This window comes from Allobosea sp. GW822-FHT03F07 (assembly GCF_058801345.1).
Window position 1 is genome coordinate 829,225 of the sequence record NZ_JBXAND010000001.1, and the last position, 15,900, is coordinate 845,124.

Consider the following 15,900-nt stretch of genomic DNA (forward strand, 5'->3'; position numbering starts at 1 on the left):
AGGCGGCGGCCCCACAGGGCCGCCGCCTTTTTTGTTGTCTGAGGCGTTAACAATCTTGACTTTAGTCCTATTTATGATAGGATAATGATCCTATCAAATTCAAGCGAGCCTTGGAGCGACGACATGGCGGATTTCTACGACACGCAGCAGCCGGCATTGGGCACACCGCTGATCGGCGCCTTTGCCGTCACACCCAGCGATGCTGCGGACCTGCCTTTCGTGACCCGGCAGATCCGGATCACCGGGGCGGGCGGCGTCATCGCGGCGGTCTGGGCCGGGGGCGTCGAGACGTTGGAGCCTGTCGCGGGTGGCGACGTCTTTGACTGGCGGCTGCGCCGCATCAAGGCGACAGGCACGACGGCGACCGGGCTGCGGGGCTACTACTGATGCCAGGCCCGGGACCACGCATCGGCCGTGCCCGCGGCGGCGGGGCGGCGATCCGGCTGGAAACGCAGTCGATCGAGGAGGACGCTGCGCCCGGCGCCGTCGTCGGAGGGCTTTCGGTCCGGCGCGGCGGCACCGCCGATTGGACGCTCGACCTGCCCGACGACGCAGCCGGGATGTTCGCGCTCGCCGGCAGCGACCTCGTCGTCGGAACGACGCCGCTCAGCCATGTCGTTGCCCCCGCTCCGATCGTCCGGGCCAGGGCCGATAGCGGCATCCGCGCCATCGAGGCGTCCTTCACCATCTCCGTGCGGCTCTCCGCCGCCGCCCTGCTCGACGAGGCCGACGCACCTCTCCTCGACGAAGGCGATTTCACTATCACAGGAGCCTGACCATGCCTCGCGCTGCCACCTATCCCACGCGCACGCTGTCGCGCCTGCTCGGCATCGATGCGGCGGGCCAAGTCGGTCTCGCGCCGGCGCCGCCGCCTGCCAACCGCCGCGTCGCCTTCCTCGGCGACAGCATGACTTGGCAAGGGTCCATCAACGACGCCGGGAATTTCGGCCATGCGACCGGCGGGATCCAGAGCTGGCTGCGTTTCCTGACCGGCCAGCGGTTCGACTACGATCCCGGCTACGGCGTCACCCTGTCGTCCCCGGTCGTTCAGAGCGCCGTCGCGGGGGGCATGAATTTCGGCGTGCCGAGCGACACCACCGCGATGATCCTCGCCCGCACCGATGCGGCTCTGTCCTGGTCCGACGCTGCGCTCTGGGTCGTCTTTGCCGGAACCAACGACCCGGCGAACACGGTGGCGAGCAGCGCGACCGTGGCGAACCTCGCCGCGATCCGCGACAAGATCCTCGCCGCGGGCCGCACCGTCATCTTCGTGGCGCCGACGCCGCGCGGCTCGCAAACCTATAATTCGGGCTCCGCGCCCCTGACCGGGCAGCGCCTGGCCTGGCACCTGCGCAATCGCCAGTGGATCATCGATCAGCGCAGCATTCCCGGCGTCTATGTCGCCGATCCCTGGCGCGATGTCGCCGACACCTCGTCGCTGGCGAACAATAATGCCGGCTATATCGAGGAGGGGCTGACGCGCGACGGTCTACATCAGATGACGCCCGGCGCCTATCGAATCGCTCTTTCTATCGCCGATCAGATCAAGGCGATCCTGCCGCCTGTCGACATCCTGCCGATGAGCGGCGCCGGGGCGTGGAGCGTCGACAATCCTGGCGGCCTGCTGACGTCCAATCCACGCTTGCTGGGTACCGCCGGGACGATCACGACGCAGGCGGGCGTCACGACCTCCGGCATGCTCGCGGACGGTTGGACGACGCAGTTCTCCACGGCCACCGCCGGTTTGACGCTCGCTTACTCGAAGGTGACGGGCAGCGGCGGGCCGATGCAGCAGGTCGTGGTTTCCGGCACGCCGACCGCGACGTCGCCGGCATTTGATCTGATCCGCTACGGCGGCGCTGTGCCGAATATCGTGGCCGGCGACCTCATCGAGGGCGTAGCGCAGGTCGAGATCGACGCGCCGGCCAATGTGCGCGCGGTTTCGCTGTTCATCTACGATGCGACGGGCATCCGCTTCCATGGCGACATGATGAACACGATGACCGATGCGGGTGACCTCCTGCCGAACGTCAATCTCAAAGGCGTCATGCGCACGCCGCGCCTGACTGTGCCGAGCGGCGCCAATCTGCGTTTCGGAGTGATGCTGCGCGGGGTCCAGAACCAGGCCATGGGTGCGACGATCCGCATTGGGGCACTGGCGCTGCGAAAGCTGGGGTGAGGGCTTGCGCCCTACTCGCTAGTGATGGCCACGGCGGAAGGCCTCGCGGCGGCGGTAGGACACGAAGGCCCGGAGCAGATAGCCGATCGCACCGGCCGCCAGCAGGAGCAAAACCACGCCGAAGGACCACGCCACAGCCATGACGAGGCACCCGGCCACCAGCCCCGTGAGGAAGATGGCGAGAGCATAGACGCGCAGGGTCTTGGCCGGGTCGTCTCCCGCCAGGCGCCGGATCAGCGCAACACGCCGCTCGTCGAGAAAAGCCTTGAACTGCTGCATGGTGCCGTTGCTAGCAGTCAAAAGGCGATAACGAAAGTCCGAACGCGGCACGTGGATGACCGCCCCGCCTGACGGAACGGAGAAGGCCTTAGCCTCAGTAGACCAGGGCGGTGGCCATCGCCTGAGCCGCAGCGAGCGTCACCGCCGGGCGCTGGCGCACCGGAGGCTCCCGAGCCGGGCCGACGGTCGTCCAATATTGCGGGTTCTCGCTGGACTGGCGCTTGAGCCAACGATAGCCGGTGGCGTTCCAGGGACGGATCTGGCTGGTGAGGTTGTCCAGCACATAGTCGCCGCGGTCGGTCCGCACGACGAGGACGAGATGGCCTTCTCCGGCTCGGGTCTGCACCACCGCCAGCAGGAGCGCGCTGGCTGGCATGCCGAGCCGCATCAGTTCGTGACGCTTGCTGACCGCATAGTCGTTGCAGTCGCCGTCGCCAGGATTGATCGACCAGGTTCCCGCTCCCTCATACGACTTCATGGTCGGGCGGATCTGGTCGTTGACCCGGAAATTGACTTCGGTAAGCGTCACGAAGAGTTCGCGATCGAGGCCCAGAACCTCGTCCGGCGAAGCCTCGCATTGCTGCTTCTGCTCAATACAGAACCTCACCGCCGAAAGCGGGGCAAGTGTCGCCGGGCCGCTTCCCATCGCCGATGCGAGAGGTGGGAGGCGCAGGAAGAAGTACGTGGCAGGTGAGGCGGAGGCTGAGGCTGCGCCGAAGGTCAATCCGGTGCAGATCCCGGCAATCAACATGGCGCTCTTCAATCTAGACACGATGAAACTCCTTTCGCCTGTCCGGAATTTCATAGAGTCCGCGCGATAATTTTGGCCTGCGCTTCAAATTCGCTTTTTTGCTTGCATTTTAGTTTATTGTTAATTGGCCTGACTTAGGGCGTGATTAACCAATCAAGCCCTTGTGTTTGAAGCCTTTTGCGTCGCAGCAACCGTCACGATTTATGTTGCAGTTGCGATACACTCCCGGATTCATGCTTTCGGAAGGCTTGCTTTTGGGCTGTCGGGCCTATTCTTGGAGTCCCAAACCTATCCAATATCGGGCGAGTGGAACTTCATGTTCGGCAATCACGGTGACCGCATGGGGCTGACCGGCGCCAAAGCGCTCATGATCGTTGCGACGGCCCTGGTGCTCGCGGGCTGCGAGGCGTTTCCCACGCAAGGTCCCAATCCGCTGACCCTGAAGGCCGAGGAGTCCCAAAGCGAGCAGCGCACGGGTTATCTGCTGGTCGATCTCGCCCCTGGCAACATCAGCGTGCTGGAGAAAGTGGGTCCGAAGGCGCTGGGCGACAGTTTCGCGCGTCTGGGACCCGGAGGGACGCCGAACCTCGTCCTGGGTACGGGCGATCTCGTGAACGTCACGATCTTCGAAGCTGCCGCGGGCGGCCTGTTCATTCCGGCGGAGGCGGGGTCCCGCGCCGGCAACTTCGTCACGCTTCCGGTACAGGAGGTCGACCGCAACGGTATGATCCAGGTCCCGTTTGCCGGCTACGTAAAGGCGAGCGGGGTTGGTCTGGCCGATGTCAAGAACACGATCGAGCAGCGGCTTCGCAATCGCGCGATCGAGCCACAGGCGGTCGTGACCCTCCAGGAGTCTCGTTCGACGCTGGTTACCGTGACCGGTGAAGTCAATACGCCGGCCCGTTTCGCGCTGGCGCGTTCAAACGACCGCATGCTGGATGCCATCACGCGCGCAGGCGGCTCGAAATGGCCGCCCTACGAGACCTATCTCACCCTGCAGCGCGGGTCTAAGACAACCAAGATCTATTACAATCGCCTGCTCAACGAGCCGTCGAACAACATCTATACCAAGCCCGGCGACACCATCAGCGTGTCGCGCGAGACCCGGTCCTTCCTGGCGCTCGGCGCTTCCGGCCAGAACGGCTTCATCAATTTCGAGAACGAGACGCTGACGCTGTCGCAGGCCGTCGCGCGGGCCGGCAGCATTCTCGACTCGCGTGGCGATCCGGCGCAGACCTTCGTCTACCGGATCGAGAGCCGCAGTGTCGCCGAGAAGATGGGCTACAATACCGCCGGCTTCACCGACGACAAGATTCCGGTGATCTATCGCGTCAATCTGCGCGATCCGCAGGGCTACTTCCTGGCGACCAAATTCCCGGTTCTGGACAAGGACATCCTGTTCGTTTCGAACGCCCAGAGCGTCGAGCTGACGAAGTTCCTGCAGGTGCTGCAACTCATGGCCAACACGGTCACCGACGCGGATGCCAGCCGCATCATCATCAAGGGTTACCGCCAGTAATGGCCACGGTGCGCGGACGAGGCGCTCCGATCCGACCCTTTCGACATCCCGGCCGGAGGGTTCTCCCGCGGCCGGGATTGCCTTGTTCGGCACTGCGGCTTGACCTGGCCGTCGGCAAGGCGCGGTTGCGAAAATGATCATGGCTTCGTGGCCGGAGTGGCTTGGAGTTCGTCGCGAAGGGGGCGGGTCGCCCCTGCCACGCGGGCGGATTCCGCCCGGTTCCCGGGTCTACGCGATCGGTGACATCCACGGCCGTCACGATCTGCTGGCGGCGCATTTCAGGCGGATCGACGCGCATCGCCGCGAAAACCCGGTGGAGCGGGCGATCGAAATTTATCTCGGCGACTATATCGACCGGGGGCCGAACTCCTGCGCGGTCATCGACATGCTGGTCGCAAGACGCGAGAGCGTGGAGACCTGCTTCCTCTCAGGCAATCACGAACAACTCATGTTCGCGGCACTTCGCGATCCCGAGGTCGTCATGGACTGGGTCCGGGTCGGCGCCACCGCCACCTTGATGTCGTATGGTCTCGCGGTTCCGGCACAGCCGGACGTGCAGCGGCTTGCCGAAGCCGTCGCTCGTCTGGGCGAGACATTGCCTGCCTCGCACCGCGCCTTCTTTGACAGCCTCGAGATCAGCGTCGTGTTCGGGGATTACTTCTTCGTCCACGCCGGCGTGCGGCCCGGCGTGCCGCTGTCGTCTCAGCGCCTCGAGGACATGCTGTGGATCCGCGGCGAATTCCTCGACCATCAGGAATCCTTCGGGAAGATCGTCGTCCACGGCCATTCGCCGGTGTCCGCTCCCGAGATTCGTTCGAACCGGATCAACATCGATACCGGCGCCTATGCCAGCGGCCGATTGACCTGCATGGTGCTGGAAGGTGACGGCGTCATGTTCCTGGGGCAGTAGGCGCCTTCCGAACTCGTGGGAGTTGGATCGGCAATCTTGGCCCAAGCAGAATCTGCCGAAGCAGACCTAGCCCCCCGTGTAGCCGGGCTCAATAGACCTTCTTGACGTTGACGAGTTGCAAAGCCGTCATGACGAGAATCCTGATGTCGAGCAAGGCCGTGCAATTGTTGACGTACCAGATGTCGAGCTCGATGCGCCGTGCCATGGCGTCCAGCGTCGGTGTCTCCCCGCGGCTGCCATTGACCTGCGCCCAGCCGGTCAAGCCCGGCTTCACATGCTGCCGGAACGGATAGTCCGCGAGCAGGTTCTCGTAATAGGCATCGTGCGCGGCGGCATGCGGGCGTGGGCCGACGAGCGACATCTCGCCACGCAGCACGTTCCAGAGCTGGGGCAGTTCGTCGATGCTCGTGCTGCGAATGATCTTGCCCACGCGGGTCACGCGTGAATCGTTGCGCGTTGCCTGCTTGACCGTCTCGCCGTCTTCCATGACCCGCATGCTGCGGAACTTCAGGATCTTGAACGGGGTGGTGTTGAAGCCGTGCCGCGTCTGGCGAAACAGGACGGGGCCGCGGCTGTCCAACTTGATCGCGAGGGCCGTCATGACGAGAAGCGGTGACAGCAGGAACAGCGCGGTTCCGGCGACGGCGATGTCGAAGGCTCGCTTCAGAGCGCGCTCAGTGCCGCTCTGCGGCGCCCGCTGCATCTGCACGGTCAGGAAACCGCCGTTCATCCGCACGGGCTTCAGGGCCATGGCGGAGGTCGCCGGATCGATCACCAGTCGCACGGGCAGCGGAAGCGCGCGCAGACCCTCGGCGACGCGCGCGGCATGGGTCAGCCGACGCAGCGACGTCGATACCACGATCTCGTCGAGATGCAGGCCGCGGAACTGTGCGATCGCGCGATCGACGGTTTCGCGGGCGAGCTGCTTCCCGCCGCTGTCGCTGGGGATGCTGACATGCCGGACGATCTCGTAGCCCCACTGCTCGAGACGGCTCAGGAGCTGCTTGCGGTTGACCTCCGAGCCGTCGCTGATCAGCGCGACGCGGCGGGCGGCGACAGCCCCGGATGTCAGCCCGGTGCGGAGATAACGGCTCCAGAAGATACGGTTGCCAATCAGAAGCAGAAGCGAACACGCCACGAACAAGCTGACACCGCCTCGAGAGAAGCTGGCGCCGATCTTCAGGGCGAAGGCGCAAAGCGTCAGGAAGGCGATGGCCGAGAACCAGATCGTCAAGAGCTTCACGATCTGCCCGGCCGTGTCGCCGATCCTCATGGGATCATAGCTGCCGCGCAACTGCGAAAACGGCACGACCAAGGCGGCAAAGACGAAGCCGATCGCGGTATAGTGCAGGGCGTCGCGATCAGCGTCCACGATCAGCGAATGATAGCCCAAGCTGGCGATCTGCGCGGCGACGAAGATGAGGATGACGTCGCAGGCCGCCATTGCGTGGCCGACGACCTCATAACTCACTCGAACCGGGGGGCGAGCGGGACGCAAGGCCCGCTTTTCGTGAGCTACGGAGTTCGGCATCGTCAATCCTAAAGGCTTACTCAAATTTGCTCGAATTTTTTGTGCATCGCAACACATATCTCCAATTTGCATAAAATTTGAACAGCTTAGCTGACTTTGCTCATCCGATGGCGGCGACCAGGTCAGGAGCGGCCTGGCGTGTGCCGCGTCCGACAATGTCCGAAGGTGGATCGGGCGCCGCGTGACTATTTTTTGATCGGCGAATCATTGTGACAACTGCGCGGGATTTCGATCGAGAAGCAGCCGCAGCCCCTTGCGCAAATGAGGCGACGGCCCGACCTAGTGCAGTGCAGGAGGTCGCGATGGGCATGGGTGCAGTGATATTCAGGCGGGCCGCCGTGGCGAGCTTGGCGCTTGCTGCGGCTTCCGGCATCGCGGGCGAGGCCTTGGCCGAAACGAAGCGGGATGTGGCGCGGGATATCCATGAGCGGCGCCTGATCGAGCGGCGCGCCGTGCAGCGCCAGAATCAGGACCAGATCCGGCCCGAACAGCCGCGGCCCGTTCCGCCGAGGAACCCTAACTCCCAGGTGGTGCCGAACCGGCCCTGAGCGGCGGCTGTCCGTTCAGCGCGGAGGAAGGCCCGCGGCGACGGCGCGGGCGAAACCGGCACGTATGGCTGGCGGCGTGATCGCAAGCGCCAGATCCAGTTCACGCGTCGCGTCGGCGTCGCAGATTTCGTAGAGTTTCGCAGCGCGCCGAAACTCCAGCGCTCCAAGCAGGGTCGCGAAATCAGCTCGCAGGACCTCAGCGATCGTTGCCGTGGCTGTGCGGCCAGCGGCGCATGCAAAAGCCAGCCGGCGTTCGACGACCCAGCCTTCAAGCGGAGCATTGGCCTTCGACGCACGTAGCAGTGCGGCTGTCCTGTCGCTGCTCTCGCCCTGGAGAGCCGAGATCTCGGCGAGGAGGAGCCAGGCGTTGCCATCGGCCGGCGAGCAGGCGAGGCGTTCCTCGATGCTGCCACGTGCCGTCGCGCGGTTTGCGGGATCGTCCGGGGCGGTGCCGAGCCGGATCAGCGCGACGGCCATTGCGCCGCGCCGGAAATCCGCCAGGCAATCCCCGTCGCGGCGCCCGGCCGAGGCTTGTGCGGCCTGGACCATCGCGGCCGGCGCAGTACCTGTGCTGGCCAGGGCCAGTTCGAGCGAGGTCAGATTGAGCCGATCGGGCTGGTCGCGCAGGCGGCTCACCGCAAGGATAAGGCAGGCGGCCGCGCAGATGAACGTGGTGCTCCTGAAAACCAGCGTTGTCAGCGAGCGCTGCCGCCGCATGCCTCAGTGGCTTTCGGAATAAGCGCCGAAGCGATGGTAATCGTAATATTCGTTGCCGGCTTCGTTCTTGCTGTAGAGGCGGAGCGCCTGCATGTTGGTCTTGTTCAGGATGACGCCGAGCAGCTTGTCATGCAGGCTCGGTACGGTCTGCATGGCCTGCTGGACAGTCGAGCTGGACGTCTTGCCCCACTCCACCACATAGACGAAGCCGTCGATGAGCCGGGCGATGACGCGCACATCGACCACGGGCGCCAGGGGCGGCAGGTCGATGATGACGAAGTCGTAGGTGTTGGAGAGCATCTCGAGGAGCCGCCCCATCTGCGCACTCCCGACGAGTTCCGCCGTCTGCGCGACGCTGATCCCGCCATTCGCAGGCAGGAAGGACAGTGGCTTCGTGGGGTCCGCCAGAATCGCCTGGCTGATCGTCGAAGAGTCGATCAGGTATTCGAGCAGGCCTGAATCGCGCTGCGGTGCCACCATGTTGCTCAAGCTCGGATTGCGCAGGTCACCGTCAATCAGGAGGACCGATTTGCCGGACATGGCGATGAGCTGCGCCAGGTTCATCGAGACGGTCGATTTGCCCTCGTTCGGAATCGAGGAGACGATGCCGATGACCTTCATCTTGCCGTCGAGCGCGGCCAGGTCGGCTGCCACCTTCACCGCGCGCAGCGTTTCGGCAAAGCGCGAGAGCGGCGCCGTCGCGACGTAGGACAGGATACCAAGATCAGCGGGCAGAGTGCCTGGTTCCTTGGCTACCGCGCCTCGCGTCAGCTCCTGCGCTGCACGACCGGAGAGCTTCGGCAGCACGCCGAGGCAAGCTGTCTGAAGCTTGTTCTCGACGTCCGACGGTGTGCGGAAGGCGCTGTCGGTCATGTCCATCAGGATGGCAAGTCCGAAGCCGAGAATGGTTCCGCCGCAGGCGGCAAGCACCAGGATCAGGCCCGTCTTCGGCGCGCTCTTCTCGCGCGGCTCGGAGGCCTCGGTCAGGATCCGCGCCTCGGTGATCGGGAAGCTCTGTTGCTGGATCGCCGTGGCGTAACGGTCGCTGAAGGACTGGTACAGATTCTGATAGGTCTGTGCCTCGCGCTCGAGTTCGCGCAGCTTGACCTGGATGATGTTGACTTCGCTGGCATCTCTCGCGAGCTGGTCGCGGTTCCCGACGGCGGAGGCCTGGCGCGCCTTGGCCGTTTCGAGATCGGCGAAATAGCTCTGCGCGATCCGCCCGAGTTCGGCGGTCACCCCCTCGGCCAGGAGCCGGTTGGCTGCGATGAGCTGCTGAACGGCCTCGTGGTTGATACCGTAGCGCTTGGTGAATTCCGCCTGGCGCTGCGCGTTCTCCGCCATCTTGAGGCGCAGCCGGGTGATGACCTCGTTGTTCTGCGCGTCCGCCACGTTGAAGTTCAGGTCGCCCGCGCTGATGGCCCGCATGATCTGATCATAGCGAGCCTGCTTCTGCTCTGTGTCGCGGCGGGCCTCGGCCAGGTCCTGATCAGCCTTGTTCAGGCGCGTGTCGCTCAAGTTCTGCGACTGGGAATCGGCCATGCCGGTGCGCGAGCCGGTGATCTGGAGGCTGTTGTCCTTCTTGAAATTCTGGACCGCGAGGTCGGCCTTGTTGGCGAGCTGCCTCAGCTCTTCCTTGCGGGCCTCGAGCCAGGTCGATGCACGCTTGATCGAGTCGAAGCGCGCGTCGAGCTGCTCGTCGAGATAGGCGTTTGCGACGGCATTGGCGATGTCGGCTGCGAGTTTGCGCTCCTCGGCGTCGAAGCGGATATTGATCACATAGGTTTCGTCCGCGCGCTTGATTGTCAGGCGCTTGGCGAATTCGTCGACCACGTCGCGGGAGATGCCCTTGGTCTTGACCTCGACCGACGAGCTGCCGCCGAAAGACAGGATGCCGCGCAGTTGCTGCAGGCCGGCGGCGACCGCAGCGACCATCAGGCTCTTGGGCTGCGTGAATTCGGGGCGCTGGTCCAGCTTCCAGGCCTTGATGACCTTGAGGGCGAGCTCTTCCGATTTAAGGATCTGAACCTGGCTTTCGATCGCTGCCGCGTCGAGGCCGAGCTGCGTCGGAGTGACGCTGACATTGCTGGGTTCGATCACGCGCGCATTGCGCGCGTCAATGATGACGTCCGCCGAGGCCGAATACATCGGGCGGGTGGTGAGGGCGTAGACCAACGCCAGCGCGATGACCACGACAGGCGTGACCGCCAGAAGAATGCGATAGCGACGCACCACTCCGAGCAGTGCCGACAGGGTCAGCTTCGACTGGTCGGCGGACTCGTTGCTCGGCGGAAATCCACCGGAACTCCACCCCCGGGACGTGTGCATCAGCATGCGGCTTCACCCGTCGAGCAGGTTTGAGGGAAGGGCGGTCGCTTTTTGACATTCAGGAATGAGGAAAACGTATACTCACGGCCTGTGTGCAATGCAACATAAAGGCCATGCGACGATTTCTCCCGCTCATCGGCCGGAAATCGATGGCCAGAGCGCGCGGCGGCGCTGACTATTGGCAGTTCAGCCGCCAAATAGGTCATTTCCGGCGATGTCAGGATATTCGACGAGTGGGGTCCGACGCACCAAAACGCCGCTGCAAGCCCGCGACTCGCGCCACGGTGCTTTCCAGATTGGCGTGCCCGAATTGCTCAGAAGCCGTTGATCGAGGCAGGGCTGCCCGACACATTGATCGTACGGGTGATCAGCGTTGTGGTCGACGTCGATGTCGAACCCGTCGTCCGGGTGGCGAGCGTGGGCGCGGTGCCGTCTCCGGGATCGACCGTGAAATCGCTGTTCCGGAAAGAACTCGATCCGGTGCTGGGCGAGCTGCCGCGGTTCGACACCAGGCTGGTGAGGGTGATGCCGCTGCCGCCATTGCTGCCGCCCTGAGATGCGCCCGCCGCGGTGGCCGTCGTCGTCGGATCGGCGCTCGCCCGAGCGAATTCGGCCTGGAAGGCGGTGTCGAACTGGGTGAGGACAGTTGCCTGAATCGCTGTCGCAAGATCCGGCTGCCTCGCATCGACGCAATCCTTGGCGGCTGCAGCCAGGCCGCGCGCAATCGCACCGGACTGGGCCGGCATCGCCCTAGCGGCAGCGGCCAATGCGGAGGAGCCGTCCGGCCCGGTGGCCGAAACGACGCCCGGGTTCTGGGCCACCAGCCGCCGAACCACATCGGCGACGTCTCTTTCGCCAGATGCCAGACCAGTGATGAAGGATTGGGGATCCGTCCTGAACGCTGCGGAGAACTGCGGAGCAAACAATTGCGCACCACCCGAGCAGCTTGCCGCAGCCTGGGCGAAAGCCGGGGCAGCGCCACCCACGCCCGAGAGCGCAATCGCAAATGCCAGAACACGGAACGAGGGCATTAATGGAACTCCGCTATCCAATCCCGGCTGATTAGCACGGAGTGTATCATTTAGGGAAGTGAATGCCTTACGCCCGCTAAGACTTAGTTAACGATGCGGCACGGGCGACTCCTCCGCCTGCCGCCAGGCGGCGCCCAGGAAGACGGCGGCCGGAATGGCGAAGCCCGGAATCTGGAGCGAGAAATCGACCAGGCTGTGCAACCCCGTCAGCGTCATCACGGCGAAGGCGAGAGCCGGCAGGACGAAGGCGTCCTGCTCGCGGAAGTAGCGCCGCAGGAACGTCGCCATCATCAGGCACCACAGACCCACGACGATGATGGCCGCAGGCAGTCCAAGTTCGACCGCCAGTTCCAGCGGCGTGTTGTGGGCGCGTTCCCAGACCAGCATGAGCCCGGCGGGAGAATTCCTAACCAGGGGAAAGGCCTCCTTGAAGGTTCCCAGCCCGGTTCCGAGCCAGGGATGGGCCACGAGCAGGTCGAACGTCGCGAGCCAGGCCTTGAGGCGTCCGTCCTCGTCGAAACCACCTGCCAGGCGCGTCCCGATCTGGCCGCCGCCGAACAGTTCCGTCACGATCAGCAAGGCGAGGATGCCGAGGCCGATCTGCCAGATCCGCCTGTTCCCGGTGCCCTTGCTCATGAGCAGCACGACCGACAGGGCTCCGGCGCAGAGCGTGGCGGCTGCCCCGGCGCGCGAGCCCGTCAACAGCATCGACGCGATCAGCCCGGCGGCGACCGCGCTCCACCCCATCGTGGGAGAGGTCATCTGATAAATCGCAAAGCGGAAGCGCTCCCGATGCGGCAGGGAGCCTCCTGGCCAGGTGCGCCGCCAGATCCGGAAGGCCAGCGCGATCGCCACGAGGGCGCTGATTCCGAAATAGGTCGCCGCCGTGTTCCGGTTGACGAAGGTGCCGGTGATGTTCTCGCGATAGGCCACCTTCTGTTCGAGCAGGACGTGGCCCGGATAGAGTTCGGCGAGCACCAGTCCGAGCACGGCCCAGACGAGACTCGATATCGCCAGGGTCCGCGCCAGACGCCAGACGAAGGCTCGCCGGTAGGCCTGGAGATAGCCGCCCGAGAAAGCGAGCAGGGTCAGCAACGGCGCGGCCAGGGCCTCGATGGGGGCGCCGGCGTCGAGCGTCAGCCGGGGCTCGATGCCGGGTATGCCGAGGCGGGCGGCCTGAGACCATGCGGGGTGAGTCCAGGCCGTCGGCAGGCCGGTACTGACCTGCAGCAAAACGGTGCAGACCAGAGCCAACCCGAGCAGCACTACGACGACGATCGTGACGAGCCTCTCGGGCAGTGGCAGGGCTAGAGCCTGGCCGGCAACGATCGCGCCGAGGGCAGCGAGCCAGATCAGCGTCCAGCCGCTCGAGGCGGAGCCATAGGGAAGCGGCGCGAGGCAGACGATCGTGAGAAGCAGAACGCCGAGCGCGCTGCGGAACGCCGTCGCGGTCACAGCGCTTGCTGCGCCGCGACCGGCTCCGGCTTGGCAGTGTGCAGTTCGCCGGCCAGATGATCTGCGAGCCGGAGCGTCAGCGCCACGATGGTCAGCGTCGGGTTGGCCTGGCCCGAGGTCGGGAAGACCGAGGAACTGGCAACATAGAGATCGCTGACCCCATGGACACGCAGATCAGCATCGACGACACCCGATTGTGGGTCGACCGACATGCGGGTGGTACCGATGTGATGTCCGCCCACCACGCCGTGGCGGCGGGTGCGCGCTTCGAGATCGTCCGGATCGTAATCGAGACGGCCGGTGCCGGTGCGGGCGAGTTCCTCCTGCAGCAGCGCATAGCTCCGCTTCAGGCTCGCGATGTCGAGATCGGTGATCCGCCAATCGACCTTGAGCCGCGGCACACCGGCGGCGTCGCGCTCCTGCGAAAGCATTAGCCGGCTATCAGGGTTCGGAGCCTGCTCGGCATGGAACTCCAGCACATAGCGGTTCAGCGACGAGCCCAGCACGACAGAGGGTATCTTGCGGTCCGCGAAGGTGCGCCCGCGCAGCCAGTTGATGCCGAAGCGGGCGAGGCGCAGCGGTTGGCTGAGGATGTTGCGCAGGTGCCGAGCGCGCGCGGCGAGCGTCACGCGGCCCTCCTGGAACTTGCGGGCGTATTCATAGAGGACGAGATCCTTGACCAGGAACATCGCCGAGAGAATGGCGTCGCCATGAGCCGGATTCGCCGGCTCGGGCAGATGCGTGCGGAAGGTCGTGTTGAGCAGGCCGAAGCGCTCTTGCGCCGTCTCGGTCAGCGCCAAGCGGCGGCGGACATAGATGCCGAGTTCGTCGCGCTCGTAGTCGTAGGCAATCGCGTCCGGGCGGCCGGAAAAGGTGACCACGCCGGCCGTCGTGCAGAGATGGCTCATATAGTTGCGACCGAGTTGGTCGGAAGCGTTGCCGACCCCGCCCGGTACGACGTCGTTGGAAGCCAGCATCAGCCGGGTTGTCTCCAGCCCGCCCAGGGCAAGTACGTAACGACGCGCCTTCACGGCCAGAACCTTGCCTTCGGGCCCGGCGACATCGAGCCGCGCGACGGAGCCGCCGTCCTGCGTCAGGCGGATGCCGGTGACAGGGGCTTCCCGCACGATATGGACATCGGCAGCGGTACGCAGCGCCTCGCCATGCAGGCGCCAGAAATTGGTCGGTTTGCTGAAGCGTTCGACGGTCGTCTCGATCAGTTCCCCATCGAGCGAGGGAGCGAGTTCACGCTGGGAGCCGGGGAGGGCCTCGGCTGGACGAAAGGCGGGACGGCCGGCTTCCGTCTCCGGTACGGCGCGCCGGTAATAGGGCTCGAGTTCGTCGAAGCCGAAGGGCCAGCCGGAGCCGGGCACCCAGCCGCGCGCCTCGAAGTCGATCGGATCGAAGGGGATGGTCCGGCCGCCCCAGATCCGGCTGGAGCCGCCGATCGCGCGCACACGATAGCTGTCGATCCAGGGATGGACCTCGGGATCGACGATCTCGCCGCGATAGAATTCCTGGCTCGCCTTGGTGCGCTTGTCGCCGCCGGCCTCGAGGAGGACGATCTTCAGACCCTTGCCGGAGAGCTCGCGCGCCAGGGTCAGACCGGCCGCCCCGCCCCCGACGATGGCAACATCATAGGCCGTGCCGACCGCCGCCAATTGCCCGACGTCAAGAAGCATGCGCGCTCACCCCCGACGGTCCCGCCAGACGGTCCCGCAGTTATTGTGCAATTGCGAAGACAGCGTGTATATCAACTCGGCGCGGCCTGACAACAAAGCGTCCGCGAGAGCGGAGCGACCCTGATGTCTGCAAGCCCCGTCGCTGGCCCGGCGAAAACAATCTCTCGTGTAGGGCTCGGCTGCAGCCGGATCGGCTCGTTCAACAATCCCACCTCGACAGCGGATCTGCGGCGGCTCCTCGATGCGAGCTTCGACATGGGAATCACGCTCTACGACACCTCCGACGTCTACGGCCAGGGCGACAGCGAACGCGAGCTCGGTCGTTTCCTCGCCGCCGGACGGCGCGACAAGGCCTTCGTCGTGACCAAGGCGGGCAAGCAGTTTTCCTGGAAAATGCGATTGCTGCGGCCGTTCAAGCCGCTGCTGAAGCCATTGATGTCGCGCAGGGCGAGCGAATCCGTAACGGCCCGGCGAGGCGACAATATCGGGCAGGATTTTTCGCCTGCCCATCTCGTGGCGGCGGTCGAGGGGAGCCTGAGACGACTGCGCGTCGAACGGTTGGACGGTTTCCTGCTGCACAGCCCGCCGGCCCAGGCCGCGGGCGACCATGCCGTGTGGGAAGCCCTTGCCGGGCTGAAGAAGGCGGGCAAGGTCGGTGCCTACGGTGTCTCCTGCGACGATGTCGCGACGCTGGAGGCGGGGCTGCCGATGCCGGGCCTGACCCTGCTGCAACTGCCTTATGACGTGCTGGCCGAGGTCAAGGGCTCGCCCTTGGCCGAACGTCTGGCTGCGCCTGCGCTGACGGTGCTGGCGCGCGAGGTCATCCGGATGCAGCCGGAACTGGGCGCCGGTGACGCGGTGCGTGCCGCATTCGGGCTGCCGGGGGTCGACTGCGTGCTGGTCGGCTCGTCGAATATCGCTCACGTCAAGGCGATCGTGGAGGCAGCGGGCTGAGCCAACCAGCCGCGAA

General features: G+C 65.1%; 15 protein-coding genes. 7 read left to right on the top strand and 8 right to left on the bottom strand.

Annotated features, from left to right (window positions below; all coding sequences use genetic code 11):
- Positions 1 to 123 precede the first annotated feature (123 nt).
- Genes AC1RMY_RS03945 through AC1RMY_RS03955 form a run of 3 tightly spaced genes read left to right on the top strand, consistent with a single transcriptional unit; the run spans position 124 to position 2,179 of the window.
- Positions 124 to 387 (top strand): spike base protein, RCAP_Rcc01079 family, encoded by a 264-nt coding sequence (locus AC1RMY_RS03945; protein WP_492862641.1) that lies wholly within the window; start codon positions 124 to 126, stop codon positions 385 to 387.
- Positions 387 to 776, top strand: a complete 390-nt coding sequence (locus tag AC1RMY_RS03950) for a hypothetical protein (RefSeq protein WP_492862642.1) — start codon at positions 387 to 389, stop codon at positions 774 to 776. The genes AC1RMY_RS03945 and AC1RMY_RS03950 overlap by 1 nt, the downstream gene beginning before the upstream one ends.
- A gap of 2 nt (positions 777 to 778) precedes the next feature.
- Positions 779 to 2,179 carry an SGNH/GDSL hydrolase family protein gene (locus AC1RMY_RS03955; RefSeq protein WP_492862643.1) on the top strand — a complete coding sequence of 467 codons (1,401 nt, stop codon included), beginning with the start codon at positions 779 to 781 and terminating at the stop codon, positions 2,177 to 2,179.
- An 18-nt stretch (positions 2,180 to 2,197) separates the two neighbouring features.
- On the opposite strand, the gene AC1RMY_RS03960 is transcribed toward AC1RMY_RS03955, so the two are convergent.
- Together AC1RMY_RS03960 and AC1RMY_RS03965 are read right to left on the bottom strand one after the other, a co-directional pair.
- Positions 2,198 to 2,458 (bottom strand): hypothetical protein, encoded by a 261-nt coding sequence (locus tag AC1RMY_RS03960; protein WP_492862644.1) that lies wholly within the window; start codon positions 2,456 to 2,458, stop codon positions 2,198 to 2,200.
- Between the two features lie 94 nt (positions 2,459 to 2,552).
- Positions 2,553 to 3,209 carry a transglutaminase-like cysteine peptidase gene (locus AC1RMY_RS03965; RefSeq protein ID WP_492862645.1) on the bottom strand — a complete coding sequence of 219 codons (657 nt, stop codon included), beginning with the start codon at positions 3,207 to 3,209 and terminating at the stop codon, positions 2,553 to 2,555.
- 316 nt (positions 3,210 to 3,525) lie between these two features.
- On the opposite strand from AC1RMY_RS03965, the gene AC1RMY_RS03970 reads away from it, so the two are divergent.
- Together AC1RMY_RS03970 and AC1RMY_RS03975 are read left to right on the top strand one after the other, a co-directional pair.
- Complete coding sequence (locus AC1RMY_RS03970) at positions 3,526 to 4,728, top strand: polysaccharide biosynthesis/export family protein (protein WP_492862646.1); 1,203 nt, start codon at positions 3,526 to 3,528, stop codon at positions 4,726 to 4,728.
- A gap of 139 nt (positions 4,729 to 4,867) precedes the next feature.
- On the top strand, positions 4,868 to 5,638 hold the full coding sequence (locus tag AC1RMY_RS03975; RefSeq protein ID WP_492862647.1) for a metallophosphoesterase family protein: 771 nt from the start codon (positions 4,868 to 4,870) through the stop codon (positions 5,636 to 5,638).
- Between the two features lie 88 nt (positions 5,639 to 5,726).
- On the opposite strand, the gene AC1RMY_RS03980 is transcribed toward AC1RMY_RS03975, so the two are convergent.
- Positions 5,727 to 7,109, bottom strand: a complete 1,383-nt coding sequence (locus AC1RMY_RS03980) for an undecaprenyl-phosphate glucose phosphotransferase (protein ID WP_492862648.1) — start codon at positions 7,107 to 7,109, stop codon at positions 5,727 to 5,729.
- A gap of 347 nt (positions 7,110 to 7,456) precedes the next feature.
- Between AC1RMY_RS03980 and AC1RMY_RS03985 the strand changes: the two genes are divergently transcribed.
- The gene (locus AC1RMY_RS03985) at positions 7,457 to 7,717 is read left to right on the top strand and encodes a hypothetical protein (protein ID WP_492862649.1); all 261 of its coding nucleotides are present in this window, start codon (positions 7,457 to 7,459) and stop codon (positions 7,715 to 7,717) included.
- A gap of 15 nt (positions 7,718 to 7,732) precedes the next feature.
- On the opposite strand, the gene AC1RMY_RS03990 is transcribed toward AC1RMY_RS03985, so the two are convergent.
- The 5 genes from AC1RMY_RS03990 to AC1RMY_RS04010 form a co-directional block, all read right to left on the bottom strand.
- Complete coding sequence (locus tag AC1RMY_RS03990) at positions 7,733 to 8,434, bottom strand: hypothetical protein (protein ID WP_492862650.1); 702 nt, start codon at positions 8,432 to 8,434, stop codon at positions 7,733 to 7,735.
- Between the two features lie 3 nt (positions 8,435 to 8,437).
- Entirely contained in the window at positions 8,438 to 10,768 is a 2,331-nt protein-coding gene (locus AC1RMY_RS03995) for a polysaccharide biosynthesis tyrosine autokinase (protein WP_492862651.1), read from the bottom strand.
- Positions 10,769 to 11,076: 308 nt separating this feature from the next.
- Complete coding sequence (locus AC1RMY_RS04000) at positions 11,077 to 11,814, bottom strand: hypothetical protein (protein ID WP_492862652.1); 738 nt, start codon at positions 11,812 to 11,814, stop codon at positions 11,077 to 11,079.
- 66 nt (positions 11,815 to 11,880) lie between these two features.
- On the bottom strand, positions 11,881 to 13,248 hold the full coding sequence (locus AC1RMY_RS04005) for an O-antigen ligase family protein (RefSeq protein ID WP_492862653.1): 1,368 nt from the start codon (positions 13,246 to 13,248) through the stop codon (positions 11,881 to 11,883).
- Entirely contained in the window at positions 13,245 to 14,930 is a 1,686-nt protein-coding gene (locus AC1RMY_RS04010) for an FAD-dependent oxidoreductase (RefSeq protein ID WP_492862655.1), read from the bottom strand. Before AC1RMY_RS04010 ends, AC1RMY_RS04005 begins: the two co-directional genes overlap by 4 nt.
- A gap of 123 nt (positions 14,931 to 15,053) precedes the next feature.
- Here AC1RMY_RS04010 and AC1RMY_RS04015 point away from each other — a divergent pair, with 123 nt between their 5' ends.
- On the top strand, positions 15,054 to 15,884 hold the full coding sequence (locus AC1RMY_RS04015; RefSeq protein ID WP_492862656.1) for an aldo/keto reductase: 831 nt from the start codon (positions 15,054 to 15,056) through the stop codon (positions 15,882 to 15,884).
- Positions 15,885 to 15,900: the final 16 nt, after the last annotated feature.

Bases quoted from the DNA above. Each gene is read 5' to 3' on its own strand.
- AC1RMY_RS03965 (WP_492862645.1), bottom strand. From the start codon at position 3,209: ATGTTGATTGCCGGGATCTGCACCGGATTGACCTTCGGCGCAGCCTCA.
- AC1RMY_RS04015 (WP_492862656.1), top strand. From the start codon at position 15,054: ATGTCTGCAAGCCCCGTCGCTGGCCCGGCGAAAACAATCTCTCGTGTA.
- AC1RMY_RS03955 (WP_492862643.1), top strand. From the start codon at position 779: ATGCCTCGCGCTGCCACCTATCCCACGCGCACGCTGTCGCGCCTGCTC.
- AC1RMY_RS03990 (WP_492862650.1), bottom strand. From the start codon at position 8,434: ATGCGGCGGCAGCGCTCGCTGACAACGCTGGTTTTCAGGAGCACCACG.
- AC1RMY_RS03945 (WP_492862641.1), top strand. From the start codon at position 124: ATGGCGGATTTCTACGACACGCAGCAGCCGGCATTGGGCACACCGCTG.
- AC1RMY_RS04010 (WP_492862655.1), bottom strand. From the start codon at position 14,930: ATGCTTCTTGACGTCGGGCAATTGGCGGCGGTCGGCACGGCCTATGAT.
- AC1RMY_RS03975 (WP_492862647.1), top strand. From the start codon at position 4,868: ATGGCTTCGTGGCCGGAGTGGCTTGGAGTTCGTCGCGAAGGGGGCGGG.
- AC1RMY_RS03960 (WP_492862644.1), bottom strand. From the start codon at position 2,458: ATGCAGCAGTTCAAGGCTTTTCTCGACGAGCGGCGTGTTGCGCTGATC.
- AC1RMY_RS03970 (WP_492862646.1), top strand. From the start codon at position 3,526: ATGTTCGGCAATCACGGTGACCGCATGGGGCTGACCGGCGCCAAAGCG.
- AC1RMY_RS03950 (WP_492862642.1), top strand. From the start codon at position 387: ATGCCAGGCCCGGGACCACGCATCGGCCGTGCCCGCGGCGGCGGGGCG.
- AC1RMY_RS03995 (WP_492862651.1), bottom strand. From the start codon at position 10,768: ATGCTGATGCACACGTCCCGGGGGTGGAGTTCCGGTGGATTTCCGCCG.